Here is a 12,495-nt window from a genome sequence, read left to right as displayed (position 1 = left end):
TCCGGGAGAGCGGTCGCCATGCTCAGAATCGTCGGCAAGCGGCTCCTCGCGGTCGTCCCCATGCTGTGGGCGATCGCGACGATCGCCTTCTATCTCGTCAACCTGATCCCCGGGTCGCCTGGACGCACCATCCTTGGCGACGCGGCGTCGCAGGAGCAGGTCGACGCGCTCAACCACCGGCTCGGCCACGACCGCCCCCTGCTGGTCCAGTACGGTGACTGGCTCGCGGGCGCGGTCCGCGGCGACTTCGGGGATTCGCTGCAGTCCGGCCGGTCCGCGGTGGGCGACGTGGCCACCAGGCTTCCGATCACCCTGTCGATCGCCATCGCCGCGACCGTCATCAGCGTGGTGATCGGCGTGCTCGTCGGCGTGGCCGCGGCCAACGGCGGCCGGTGGCTCGACCGGGTCCTGCAGGGCGGGTCGAGCGTGGCCATGGCGGTCCCCAGCTTCTGGCTGGGCGTGCTCCTGGTGTTCGTCTTCGCGCTCGGCCTGGAGTGGCTCCCGGCGGTCGGGTATGTGCCGTTCACGGAGGACCCCGGGGAGTGGCTGAAGTCGATCGTCCTGCCCAGCGTGTCGGTCGCGATGATCGGGACGGCCACGGTCGGCCGGCAGACCCGCGCCGCGCTCATCCACGAACTGGGCCAGGACTACATCCGCACGCTGTACGCGACCGGCGTCCCGGCGCGCTCGATCGTCCTCAAGCACGCGCTCCGGAACGCCTCGACCCCGATCGCGACCACGGTCGGGTTCCAGTTCATCGGCCTGCTGGGCAGCACGGTCATCGTCGAGCAGGTGTTCGGCATCAACGGGCTCGGCCAGCTCGTCCTCGGCGCCGTCACGAGCAAGGACCTGCCCCTGCTCCTCACGGTCATCATCTTCACGACGGCCATGGTCATCGCGGTGAACCTGATCGTGGACCTGCTGACCGTCTGGCTCAATCCCAAGGCGAGGCGCGCATGAACACCGACCGTCGCCCGCGCGGCTACCCGCACCGCGTCCTCGGCTCGCTCCGCGGCATGCTCAGCCTCGGGTGGCTCGCGCTCGTCGTGATCGGCAGCTTCCTCGCACCGTGGCTGGCGCCGCACGACCCGCTCAAGCAGGACATCGACCGGGCCTATGCGCTTCCGTCGGGCACCTACTGGGCCGGTACCGACTCGCTCGGGCGCGACATACTCAGCCGGATCATGCACGGTGGCTCGGTGAGCCTGCTCGGCGCCGGCGAGGCCCTGCTGGTCGCCGTGGTGATCGGGGTGCCGCTGGGCATGCTGGCGGGCTACCGGGGCGGTGTCGTCGACGCCGTCCTCAGCCGGATCGCCGAGGTCGTGATGTCGCTGCCCGTCATCGTGATCCTGCTCGCGGTGGTGGCGGTGTACGGCAGGGCCTTCACCATCACGATGGGCGCCCTCGGCGTGATCCTCTCCGCGTCCTTCATCCGGCTGGCGCGCGCCACCACCGAAGGAAAGCGCAACGAGCTGTACGTGGACGCCGCCCGAGTCTCGGGTCTCGGTCATCTGCGCATCGCCGTCCGGCACATCCTCCCCAACATCACGGCTCCGCTGCTGATCCAGAGCACGCTGGCGCTCAGCTCCGCCCTGCTCATCCAGGCCGGCCTGGGCTTCCTCGGCCTCGGCCCGGAACCGCCCGCCCCGAGCTGGGGGTCGGGCATCGCCGACGCCGCCAAGTACGTCAACCGCGACGGCTGGCTGATGGTGCCGACCGGCGCCGTCCTCATCTTCACCGTGCTGGCGTTCAACAGCCTCGGGGACGCCCTGCGGGACGCGACCGGTCACGCGGCGCGCTCGGTGGAGCGGCGCCGCCGGATCACCTCCTCCGGCGTGACCCGCAGTTCCGGACGCCTCCTCGAAGTGGACGGCCTGCGCGTCGAGTACCCGGGCCGGCGGGTCATCGACGACGTGACCCTGCACGTGGACGCCGGTGAGGTCCTGGCGCTCGTCGGGGAGTCCGGCTCGGGCAAGACGCAGACGGCCTTCTCCGTCCTCGGGCTGCTGGCCCCCGGAGGCCGGATCACCGGGGGCGGTATCCACCTGGACGGCAGCGACCTGCTCGCCCTGGCCGACAGGAAGCTCGCGGCGCTGCGCGGCACCCGGATGGCGTACATTCCGCAGGAGCCGATGAGCAACCTCGATCCCTGCTTCACCGTCGGGTCCCAGATGGTCGAGCCCCTCGTCGCCAACCTGCGCATCGGACGTGCCGAGGCCGGGAAGCGCGCGCTCGCGCTCCTCGCCCGGGTCGGCATCGGCGAGCCGGAACGGGTGTACCGCAGCTATCCGCACGAGATCTCCGGGGGGATGGCGCAGCGCGTCCTCATAGCGCGAGCGGTCTCCTGCGAGCCGTCCCTGCTCATCGCGGACGAGCCGACCACGGCGCTGGACGTGACGGTCCAGGCCGAGGTCCTGGACCTGCTGCGCGATCTGCAGCGCGAGAGGCGGATGGGCATCGTGCTGGTGACGCACGACTTCGGCGTCGTCGCCGACATCGCCGACCGGGTGGCCGTGATGCAGAACGGCCGGCTCGTCGAGGAGGGACCGGTCGACGAGCTCTTCGCCGCGCCCTCCCACCCCTACACCAAGATGCTGCTCGACTCCTCCCTGGAGGGGCGTGAGCCGCGCAAGGAGCTCCGGCATGTCTGAGGTACTACAGGTCAGAGACCTGCGCGTCGAGTTCGGCGGGCGCGGGCTGTTCGGCAAGCCGGTCGAGGTGCTGCACGGCGTCTCCTTCGAGATCGCCGAGGGCGAGACGTTCGGCCTGGTCGGCGAGTCGGGGTCGGGCAAGACCACGATCGGGCGCGCCGTGCTCGGGCTGGTCGCCCCCTCCGCCGGGACGATCGTCCTGAACGGCCGGCCCATCGGCGACCTGCGCCGCCGGCGGCGACTCGCACACGAGGTCCAGGTCGTCTTCCAGGACCCCTACACGTCGCTCAATCCGGCGATGACCACCGAGAGCATCCTGAGCGAGCCGCTGCGCGTGCACGGCATGGAGCGCGCCGCCGCCGCCAAGCGCGTCGCCGACCTGCTCGACAAGGTCGCGCTGCCCGCCGACGCGGGCAGACGCTACCCGCGCGAGTTCTCCGGGGGCCAGCGCCAGCGCATCGCCATCGCACGCGCCCTGTCCCTGGAGCCGCGGCTCATCGTCTGCGACGAGCCGGTGTCCGCGCTGGACCTGTCCACGCAGGCGAGGATCCTCGATCTGCTGATCGAGATCCAGGACGCCCTCGGGATCGCGTACCTGTTCATCTCCCACGACCTCGCCGTCGTCCGCCACATCAGCCACCGTGTGGCCGTCATCAACCGTGGTGCGTTCGTGGAGACCGGGTCCGCCGCGCAGGTCACCGAGAACCCGGTGGACCCCTACACCCGCCGGCTCCTGCTGTCCGCCCCGGTCCCCGACCCGGCCCGGCAGCGCGAGCGCCGGGCCGAGCGGCACCGGCTCGCCGGTGAGCCCGCGTAGCGCCCGGACGGCCGCGAAGCACGGCCCGGCGGCCGTTGATGTGGTCCTGCCGCCGCGGCTAGACCATACTGATGGTTGTCATTGATGCGAGGAGGACACAGGGTGGCGCAGCCGCATGTCAGGCGGGGGGTGAAGGTCGGCGAGGCGATCGCGCAGGACATCGTCCGCAAGATCGGCGCGGAGAACCTGCAGCCGGGGACGCCGCTTCCCTCCGAGGCGCAGATGATCGAGGAGTACGGGGTCGGACGCGGCTCGCTCCGGGAGGCGCTGCGCATTCTGGAAGTGCACGGGCTGATCTCCATCAAGCCCGGCCCGCGCGGAGGGCCCATCGTGGCCCAGGTCAGCGCGGACACCTTCGGCCGGATGTCGACGCTGTACTTTCAGGCGGGCCGGATGACGTTCAGCGAGCTGATGGAGGCGCGGCTCGTGATGGAGCCGGTCATGGCGAGGCTCGCGGCCGAGCGCCGTGACGCCGGCATGGCGAAGACGCTCGGCGCCATCGCCGAGGACACGCCGCTGGACGACGACGGCGGCTATCTGAGCCACAGCGGCGACTTCCACCGGTTCGTGGCCTCGATGTCGGGCAACGGCATGCTCGATCTCTTCAGCGGGTCGCTGGGATACATCTTCCACGAACGCGTCAGCGGGCTGTTCTTCCCCAAGGCGCGCCGCGCCAAGGTCAGGCAGGCGCACGCCGAGATCGCCGAGGCGATCGAGGCGGGCGACGCCGACCGGGCCGAGGCACTGATGCGCGAGCACATGCAGGAGTACGCCACCTACGTCAAGCGCCGCCAGCCCGCCCTGATGAACGAGGTCGTCGGCTGGCGCTGATCCGGTGCCGATCCGGTGCCGATCCGGCCCGGTGGCGGCTCAGGCGCCGGTCCACCGGGGAGCGCGCTTCTCCACGAACGCCAGTGCGCCCTCCCTGGCATCGGCCGATCTTCTGACCGGGTCGAGAACCCGCTCCTGCCGGTCGAACTGCTCATCCAGCGGCCAGTCGGCGGAGCGGACCAGCACGTGCTTGGACGCCGCCAGCGCGAGCGGCGCGTTCGCCGCGACCTCGGCGGCCAGGTCCAGCGCCCCGGCGAGCGCCTCGCCCGGGGCGGTGAGCCGGTTCACGAGGTGGACGTCCGCGGCTTCGGCGGCGGGCCACAGCCGCCCGGTGAGGACGAGCTCCATGGCCAGGTGGTAGGGGATGCGCCGCTGGAGCCGGAGCAGCCCGCCGGCCGCGGCGGTGAGGCCCCGCCTGGTCTCGGGCAGCCCGAACCTCGCCTCCCGGGAGGCGACCACGAGGTCGCAGGCCAGGACGATCTCGAAGCCGCCGGCCAGCGCGTACCCCTCGACGGCGGCGATCAGCGGTTTGCGCGGCGGGCGGCGGACGAGGCCGGCGAAGCCGCGTCCCTCCACGATCGGGATCTCGCCGCGGGCGAAGCCCTTCAGGTCCATGCCGGCGCAGAACGTGCCGCCCGCACCGGTGATCACTCCGGCGGCGAGGTCGGGACGGGCGTCGAGCGCGTCGAGCGCGTCCGCGATCCGGTGCGCGAGCTCCAGTGACATGGCGTTGCGCGCGGCGGGACGGTTCATCGTGAGGACCAGGATCCGGCCGTGCTCCTGGATGACGAGCTCGGGCTCGCTCATGATCGGCTCTCCTCGGGGGTCAGCGGGCGGCCATGCGCATGGCGCCGTCCAGGCGGATCGTCTCGCCGTTCAGCATCGGGTTCTCGATGATCTGCAGGGCGAGCGAGGCGTACTCGGCGGGCAGCCCGAGCCGGTTCGGGTGCGGGACCGTCCGGCCGAGCGAGGCGCGCACCTCTTCGGGCAGCCGCGCGAGGATGGGGGTGTCGAACAGTCCGGGGGCGATGGTCGTCACCCTGATCAGCTTCGTCGCGAGGTCGCGCGCGGCGACGAGCGTCATCCCGACGACACCCGCCTTGGCGGAGGCATAGGGGATCTGGCCGATCTGCCCCTCGTAGGCGGCGACCGAGGCGGTGAGGACGCACACACCGCGCTCACCGCCGGCGGGCTCGTTGCGCGCCATCCGCGCGGCGGCCAGCCGCAGCGTGTTGAAGGTGCCGATCAGGTTGATCCGGACGATCCGCTCGTAGGTCTCCAGCGAGCCCGGCCGTCCGTCCCGGTCGACCAGGCGGACCGGGCCGCCGCGCCCGGCGCAGTGCACCAGCGTCCGCAGCGGGGCGACGGACTCGGCGACGTCCAGCGCGGCCTCCACCGCGTCGGGGTCGGTGACGTCCGCCGCCGCGAACGTGCCGCCGATGTCGGCGGCGACGCTCGTGCCCGCGGACTCGGGCAGGTCGAGCACCACCACATGCGCGCCGCGCTCGGCGAGCCGTGCCGCGGTGGCGGCGCCGAGCCCCGACGCGCCGCCGGTGACGACCGCCGAGGTTCCGTTGACGTCCATGTCCTGCCTTCCGTCGTGGTCAGAGGCGTTCGATGATGGTCGCGTTGGCCATTCCGCCGGCCTCGCACATCAGCTGGAGGCCGTAGCGGCCACCACCGTCTTCCAGGGCGTGCAGCATCGTCGTCGCGAGCCGGGCGCCGGAGGCGCCGAGCGGATGACCGAGCGCGATCGCGCCGCCGCGGGGGTTGACCCGGGCGGGGTCGGCGTCCGGGAACTCGGCGAGCCAGGCCAGCGGGACGGACGCGAACGCTTCGTTGATCTCGATGTGGTCGATCCGGCCGAGGGGGAGCCCCGAGCGTTCGAGGATCCGGTGCGTGGCGGGGACGGGGGCGGTCAGCATCAGCAGCGGGTCGTCTCCGCACACGGCCATCGCGTGCACGCGCGCCCGCGGCGTCAGGCCGAGCTCCGTGCACCGGGCGGCGCTCATGAGCAGGACCGCGGCGGCTCCGTCCGTGATCTGGGACGAGTTCCCCGCCGTGACGTGCCATCCGATCTCCGGGAAGCGCGCCGCGACGTCGTCGCGCCGGAAGGCCGGCTTCAGCGTGCCGAGACCCTCCGCGGTGCTGTCGGGACGGATCGTCTCGTCGCGGCGGAACGGGCCCGCCGGCGTCTCGACCGGGACGGTCTCGCGGTCGAACGCGCCGGAGTCCCGCGTCGCCGCGGCGAGCCGGTGCGAGCGGGCCGCGTACCCGTCGAGGGCGGCCCGTCCGAGTTTCCAGCGGGCGGCGACCAGTTCCGCCGCGACGCCCTGCGACACGAGTCCGGGCGCGTACCGCTCCGCCACCCGGGAGCCGTAGGGGTCGGCGTCCATCCGGGCCGACCCCATCCGAACCCTGCTCATGGATTCGACGCCGGCGGCGATCACCACGTCCTGGCAGCCCGCCCTGATCGCCTGCGCGGCGAAGTGCAGGGCCTGCTGCCCCGACCCGCACTTGCGGTCGATGGTGGCGGCCGGCACGTGCGCCGGCAGCCCGGCGCCGAGCCAGGCCATCCGCCCCGGGGTCGCCGACTGCTCGCCCACCTGCGAGACGCAGCCGACCAGCACGTCGTCGACGAGGCCGGGATCGAAGTCGTGCCGGTCGAGCAGCCCGCGCAGGGTCCGCGCCAGCAGATCGACCGGGTGCACCCCGGCGAGCGCGCCACCGGCCCGGCCCCGGGCGGACGCCGTGCGCACCGCGTCCACGATCACGACATCGCCGGCCCACTGTTCTGAAGGCATGGCTATTGATTATCATGATATGCATAGTAAGTCCACGGTCGGCGCTCCTTGGGGAGCGCGCGCGAGCAGAGGAGACGGGTGCCATGACTGCCCTGGCCGACCACCACGAGATCCGCGGACTGGCGGCCGAGGTCGCGGCCGAGATGTTCGAGCACCTGGCCGCCCGGATGGATCTGGACCGGACCCCGGTGCCGCCCGACCGGCGAGCCGCCCTGGGAGACCTCGGCTTCCTCGGCATCGCGCTGCCGGAGCGCTACGGCGGGTCCGGCGCGCCGCTCCCGCAGGCCCTGGCGGTGATCGAGGAGTTCGCCAAGGTGTGCCGGCCGGCCGCGTTCCAGATCTTCGAGGCCAACACCGGACCCGCGCAGGTCGTCAACCATCTCGGCACGGAGGAGCAGCGGGCCCGCTGGCTGCCGGCCATCGTCGCCGGCGAGAAGACCATGGCGGTCGCGATCTCCGAGCCGGACGCGGGCTCGGCCGCCACCGACATGCGCACCCGCGCCGAGCGCGTCCGCGGCGGCTACGTCGTCGACGGCGTCAAGCGCTGGATCTCCAACGGGGGCGAGGCCGACCAGTACCTCCTGTACTGCCGACTGAGCGACGCCCCGGGGGCCAAGGGCATCGGCGCCGTCGTCGTGGAGAAGGGCATGCCCGGCTTGAGCTTCGGCGCACCCGAGCGGCTGATGGGCTTCCGCGGCATCCCGTCGGCGGACGTGATCCTGGACGGCGTCCGGGTGCCCGACGAGAACGTCGTGGTGCCCGCCGGCGACTTCGGGAGGCTCTTCGGGGTCTTCTCCATCGAGCGGCTCGGCAACTCCACCATGAGCCTGGCGATCGGCCAGGCCGCACTGGACGCCACCCGCGAGTACGTCCAGGAGCGGGAGCAGTTCGGCAGGCCGCTGGTGGAGTTCCAGACCGTCCAGGTGACGCTCGCCGACATGCTGCTGCAGGTCGAGTCGGCGCGGCTGCTGGTCGAACGGGCGGCGGCGGGGGCCGGGACAGGACTGCCCGACCCGCTGCACACCTCGCTCGCGAAGTGCGCGGCCAACGAGATGGCCAAGCGCGTCACCGACCTCGCCATGCAGTTGCACGGCGGCAACGGCTACACCGAGGAGTACGGGATCGAGCGCCTGCATCGCGACGCGCACGGCTGGGCCATCGCCGGCGGGACGCCCACCATGCAGCGCATCCGCATCGTCTCCGAGTCGCTCGGCCGCCGGTTCGACCAGCGCCGATGACCGCCGGTCCGTCCCAAGAGGATTTTCGCGCCGTGGAAGGAGCACAGATGTTCGACCTGGGTGTGCGTCACCGCGAGGTGCAGGAGGCCGCGCGGGCCGTCGCCGCCGCGGTGGAGGAGTTCGCCGCCGAGGCCGACGAGTCCACGTCCGTGCACGCGGGGGTGTTGGAAGCACTGCGCGCCGGCGGCCTGGCCCGCCATGTCGTGCCCGCCGCGTTCGGCGGCGAGAGCGAGACCCTCGACCCGCTGACGATCGCCGTCATCCGCGAGGCGCTGATGTACTCCTCGGCACATCTGGACTCACTGTTCGGCATGCAGGGCGTCGGCAGCTACCCGCTGGCCGCCGGCGGCTCCGACGAGCTGCGCCGCGCATGGCTGCCCCGGGTGGCGGCCCTGGAGGCGATCGCGGGACTCGCGCTCACCGAGCCCGACGTCGGTTCCGATCTGCGCGCCGTCGCGACCGTGATCGAGAGCGTCCCGGGCGGCCTGCGCGTCACCGGGCGCAAGTCGTTCATCACCAACGGCGGCGCCGCCGGCTTCTACTGCGTGCTGGGCCGTGAGGGGGACGGCCATTCGATGGTGCTCGTCCCGGCCGATGCGCCGGGGCTGGGGATCACCCGCGGGCGTGACCTCATCGCGCCGCACATCCTGGGGGAGCTGGAGTTCGACGGGGTCGTCGTCCCGGAGGGCAACCGGCTCGGTGCGCCGCGCGAGGCGTTCTCGCTGATGCTCGCCACGCTCGCCGTGTTCCGCGTGTCGGTGGCCGGGTCCGCGGTCGGCCTCGCGCAGGCGGCGCTGGACGAGGCACTGCGGCACGCCACCGTCCGCGAGCAGTTCGGTGCGCCGCTCATCGCCCTGGGGGCGGTGTCGCAGAACGTGGCCCTGTCCTGGACGGAGATCGAGTCGGCGCGCGCACTCACCTACCGGGCCGCCGCGCTCGCCGGGTCCGATCCGCTCGGGCGGCTCGACCTCTCCTCGATCGCCAAGGTGGGCGCCACCGAGGCCGCGGGCCGGGTCGTCGACCGCTCCGTGCAGATCATGGGCCGTTTCGGGCTGGTGCGCGGCTCGAAGATCGAACGTCTCTACCGCAACGCCCGTCCGCTGCGCGTCTACGAGGGGGCAACCGAGGTGCTCTTGGACTCGCTGGCGCGGCGGCTGGCGAAGGGAGCCTCCTGATGGACATGGAACTGCGGGACGCCGTCGTCCTAGTCACCGGCGCGAGCCGGGGCCTCGGCGCCGCGATCGCGCTGCGGCTCGCGGGCGAGGGCGCCCGGGTCGTCGCCGTCGCCCGCTCGAAGGGCGGACTGGACGAGGTGGCGCGGCGCGGCGGTGGCCGGATCTCGGTGGTCGAGACCGACATGCGCGACGAGGAGGCCGTGGCCGGGCTCGCCGACGGCGTCGTCGACCGGCACGGCCGCATCGACGGCTTGATCAACAACGCCGGGATCGCCCCCGCGGGCAGGTTCGCGGACCAGGACCCCGCCGTGTGGCGGGAGACGATGGCGGTCAACGTCATCGCGCCGATGCTGCTCGCGCAGGCCGCCGGGCGGCACATGATCGCGCAGGGCGGCGGCCGCATCGTGAACGTCGCCTCGACGACCGGTGTCCGCGGCAAGCCGCACCTGGTCGGCTACTCCGCCTCCAAGGGGGCGGTGGTCCGGCTGACCGAGGCCCTCGCCGCGGAATGGGCGGCCAGGAACGTCCAGGTCAACTGCCTGGCGCCGGGTGCGTTCCGGACGGACGCGCAGCGCGCGGTCCTCGACTCGCCCGACCTGCTGAAGCGGCGTGTCGCCAGGATCCCCGCCGGCCGGATCGCCGAACCGGCCGAGCTGGTCCCGCTGGCCTGCCTGCTGGTGTCCCCGCTGTCCTCGTTCACCACGGGCGCGACCTTCGTGGTGGACGGCGGCGAGGCCGGAAAGCTGTGAGCCGGCCGTGATCATTGATGCGCACAGCCATGTCTGGCCCGACAGGATCGCCGCCGCGGCGCTCGGCGGCAACAGGGTGCCCGGCCTCACCGCGCGCGGCGACGGCACCGTCGGCGGCCTCACCGCCACGATGGACCGGGCCGGGGTCGCCGTCAGCTGCTGCCTCGGCATCGCGAACGAGGCCAGGCACGTCGACCGGGTCAACGCCTTCGTCGCCGGGCTCGCCACCGAACGGCGGATCGGCTTCGGCACCGTCCACGTCGGCCTGCCCGTCGCGGACAACCTGGCGAGCCTGCGGCGCCACGGCGTCACGGCGGTCAAGGTCCACCCGCTGTTCCAGAACTTCGCGCTGGACGACCGCCGGCTGTGGGAGATCTTCGACGCGTTCGGCGACGAGATCGCCGTCATCACCCACGTCGGAGCGGGCGGTGACGCCCGGACGAACGCGCTGTCCAATCCCGGGATGATCGCCGGCATCGCGCGGACCTTCCCGGCGTTGCGGCTGGTGGCCTGCCATTTCGGCGGCTACCGGGTACTGGACGAGGCGGAGGAGACGCTGCGCGGCACGGACGTCGTGCTGGAGACGTCCTGGCCGCCGAGCCTGCGGCTGCTGCGTCCGGAACGTGTTCGCCGCCTCATCCGGAACCACGGGGCCGAGCGGATCGTGTTCGGCTCGGACTGGCCGATGACCGACCCGGGGGAGGAGATCGCCGCCATCGAGGCGCTCGGCCTGACCGACGACGAGACCAAGTCCGTCCTCGGCGGGACGATGGCCCGGCTCCTTCGCATCGAGTCGCCCTGGACCCGGTGAGCGCGCCGTCCTCCCGGGCTCCGCGGGGAGCACGGGAGGACGAGGGTGCAGCCGGTGTCCGGGGCCGGGTGCCGGCACAGCGCATCGCCCTGGCGGACACGTTCCCGCGCCTGCGCGGGCGTCAGCGTGTGCGGCGGCGCTGCGAAGGATCCGGTGCCCGCGGCCGGCCGGGAGGTCTCGCCTAGGCTCCCCGCCGTGCGCTGATCACGCCGGCGCCGGCCAGCTCGGCGAGCCGGTCCGCGGCCATCCCCAGTTCTCCGGCCAGCACGTCCTCGGTGTGCTCGCCGACGGCGGGCACACCGTCGTACACCGGGCCCGCGTAGTCCTTCACGCGCAGGACGGGTCCGGGCATCATCGCCTTGCCGAACACGGTCCCGGCCAGCCTGACGAGCGTGCGCTCCAGGAAATGCGGGTCGCGGGCGATGTCGCGCGCGTCGTTGACCGGCGCGGCGACGACCTCGTGCTCGTCCAGGACGGCGAGGATCTCGGCGCGCGGCCTGGACCGCACCCAGTCCGCCACGATCTTCTGCAGCGTCTCGTTGTTGGCCATGCGGGCCCGGTTCGTGGCGTACCGCTCGTCCGTGCACAGGTCCGGACGGCCCATGGCCCGGAACAGCCGCAGGGCGATCGTCTGGTTCGAGGCGGCGATCGACAGCCAGCCGCCGTCGCCCGACTCGTAGATGCCGCGGGGTGAGGCGGCGCCCGACGCGTTCCCGTGCCGCTGCATGACCTCCCCGGACGCGGTGTAGTTCAGCACCGCGTCGCCCAGGATGAACATCAGCGGCTCGTACAGCGAGACGTCGATCTCTCCGCCGTCCCCGTGGACGGCGCGCCGGTACAGCGCCATCGCGGTCCCGAAGGCGGCGGAGATCCCGGCGATGGAGTCGGCGAACCCGAACGGCGGCGCGGTCGGGGGAGTGTGCGGCCATCCGTTGAGGAAGGCGTACCCGCTCGCGGTCTCGGCGACGGTGCCGAAGCCCGGACGCTCCCGGTACGGGCCGGTCTGGCCGAATCCGCTCACGCGCGTCATCACCAGGCCGGAGTTGTCCCTGGACAGTTCCTTGTATCCCAGGCCCCACGCCTCCAGCCGTCCGGGCCGGAAGTTCTCGATGAGGACGTCGGCGTCCCGCGCCAGCAGCCTGACGAGCTCGCGCCCCTCCCGGTGGCGCAGATCGATGCCCACCGACCGCTTTCCCGCGTTCAGCCGCGAGAAGCCGATGGCGAGGCCCTCGTGCGCGGGCTGCCATTGCCGGGCGAAGTCGCCCGCGGCCGGGTCCTCGACCTTGACCACGTCCGCGCCGAAGTCGCGCAGCATGCGCCCCGCCGTCGGGGCGGCGTACATCGACCCCAGTTCGATGACGCGGACGCCGGCGAGCGGGCCGGCGCCTGGGGGAGAACACTCGTCGCTCACGCGCCGAA

At 72.7% G+C, this 12,495-nt stretch carries 12 protein-coding genes; 8 read left to right on the top strand and 4 right to left on the bottom strand.

Going from position 1 to position 12,495, the window contains the following annotated elements:
• Positions 1-18: 18 nt before the first annotated feature.
• The 4 genes from K8Z49_RS08985 to K8Z49_RS08970 all read left to right on the top strand — a co-directional run bounded on the left by K8Z49_RS08985 (position 19) and on the right by K8Z49_RS08970 (position 4,299).
• Entirely contained in the window at positions 19-960 is a 942-nt protein-coding gene (locus K8Z49_RS08985; RefSeq protein WP_075021912.1) for an ABC transporter permease, read from the top strand.
• Positions 957-2,651 carry a dipeptide/oligopeptide/nickel ABC transporter permease/ATP-binding protein gene (locus K8Z49_RS08980; RefSeq protein WP_021592109.1) on the top strand — a complete coding sequence of 565 codons (1,695 nt, stop codon included), beginning with the start codon at positions 957-959 and terminating at the stop codon, positions 2,649-2,651. The genes K8Z49_RS08985 and K8Z49_RS08980 overlap by 4 nt, the downstream gene beginning before the upstream one ends.
• Positions 2,644-3,468 carry an ATP-binding cassette domain-containing protein gene (locus tag K8Z49_RS08975; RefSeq protein ID WP_412518090.1) on the top strand — a complete coding sequence of 275 codons (825 nt, stop codon included), beginning with the start codon at positions 2,644-2,646 and terminating at the stop codon, positions 3,466-3,468. Before K8Z49_RS08980 ends, K8Z49_RS08975 begins: the two co-directional genes overlap by 8 nt.
• Before the next feature lie 102 nt (positions 3,469-3,570).
• A complete protein-coding gene (locus tag K8Z49_RS08970) occupies positions 3,571-4,299 on the top strand; it encodes a FadR/GntR family transcriptional regulator (RefSeq protein WP_033331051.1) in 729 nt (242 codons plus the stop codon).
• A 39-nt stretch (positions 4,300-4,338) separates the two neighbouring features.
• Here K8Z49_RS08970 and K8Z49_RS08965 read toward each other — a convergent pair whose 3' ends face one another.
• Genes K8Z49_RS08965 through K8Z49_RS08955 form a run of 3 tightly spaced genes read right to left on the bottom strand, consistent with a single transcriptional unit; the run spans position 4,339 to position 7,103 of the window.
• Positions 4,339-5,106: a crotonase/enoyl-CoA hydratase family protein gene (locus K8Z49_RS08965; RefSeq protein WP_412518088.1), complete on the bottom strand. Its 768-nt coding sequence runs from the start codon at positions 5,104-5,106 to the stop codon at positions 4,339-4,341.
• A 19-nt stretch (positions 5,107-5,125) separates the two neighbouring features.
• Complete coding sequence (locus K8Z49_RS08960; RefSeq protein ID WP_021592105.1) at positions 5,126-5,884, bottom strand: SDR family NAD(P)-dependent oxidoreductase; 759 nt, start codon at positions 5,882-5,884, stop codon at positions 5,126-5,128.
• A 19-nt stretch (positions 5,885-5,903) separates the two neighbouring features.
• Positions 5,904-7,103, bottom strand: a complete 1,200-nt coding sequence (locus K8Z49_RS08955; protein WP_024934864.1) for a thiolase family protein — start codon at positions 7,101-7,103, stop codon at positions 5,904-5,906.
• An 83-nt stretch (positions 7,104-7,186) separates the two neighbouring features.
• On the opposite strand from K8Z49_RS08955, the gene K8Z49_RS08950 reads away from it, so the two are divergent.
• Genes K8Z49_RS08950 through K8Z49_RS08935 form a run of 4 tightly spaced genes read left to right on the top strand, consistent with a single transcriptional unit; the run spans position 7,187 to position 11,076 of the window.
• Complete coding sequence (locus K8Z49_RS08950; protein ID WP_412518085.1) at positions 7,187-8,341, top strand: acyl-CoA dehydrogenase family protein; 1,155 nt, start codon at positions 7,187-7,189, stop codon at positions 8,339-8,341.
• 47 nt (positions 8,342-8,388) lie between these two features.
• Positions 8,389-9,516 (top strand): acyl-CoA dehydrogenase family protein, encoded by a 1,128-nt coding sequence (locus K8Z49_RS08945; RefSeq protein WP_021592102.1) that lies wholly within the window; start codon positions 8,389-8,391, stop codon positions 9,514-9,516.
• Entirely contained in the window at positions 9,516-10,265 is a 750-nt protein-coding gene (locus K8Z49_RS08940; RefSeq protein WP_021592101.1) for an SDR family NAD(P)-dependent oxidoreductase, read from the top strand. The genes K8Z49_RS08945 and K8Z49_RS08940 overlap by 1 nt, the downstream gene beginning before the upstream one ends.
• 7 nt (positions 10,266-10,272) lie before the next feature.
• Entirely contained in the window at positions 10,273-11,076 is an 804-nt protein-coding gene (locus tag K8Z49_RS08935; RefSeq protein ID WP_412518082.1) for an amidohydrolase family protein, read from the top strand.
• Positions 11,077-11,257: 181 nt separating this feature from the next.
• Here the strand turns inward: K8Z49_RS08935 and K8Z49_RS08930 are convergent, their stop codons facing one another.
• Complete coding sequence (locus K8Z49_RS08930) at positions 11,258-12,487, bottom strand: CaiB/BaiF CoA transferase family protein (RefSeq protein ID WP_412518080.1); 1,230 nt, start codon at positions 12,485-12,487, stop codon at positions 11,258-11,260.
• Positions 12,488-12,495: the final 8 nt, after the last annotated feature.

The sequence above is a fragment of the Actinomadura madurae genome (assembly GCF_047130825.1).
GTDB lineage: Bacteria > Actinomycetota > Actinomycetes > Streptosporangiales > Streptosporangiaceae > Spirillospora > Spirillospora madurae.
Note: the sequence above shows the minus strand (reverse complement) of the source record. Positions and strands in the feature narration are given on the sequence as shown.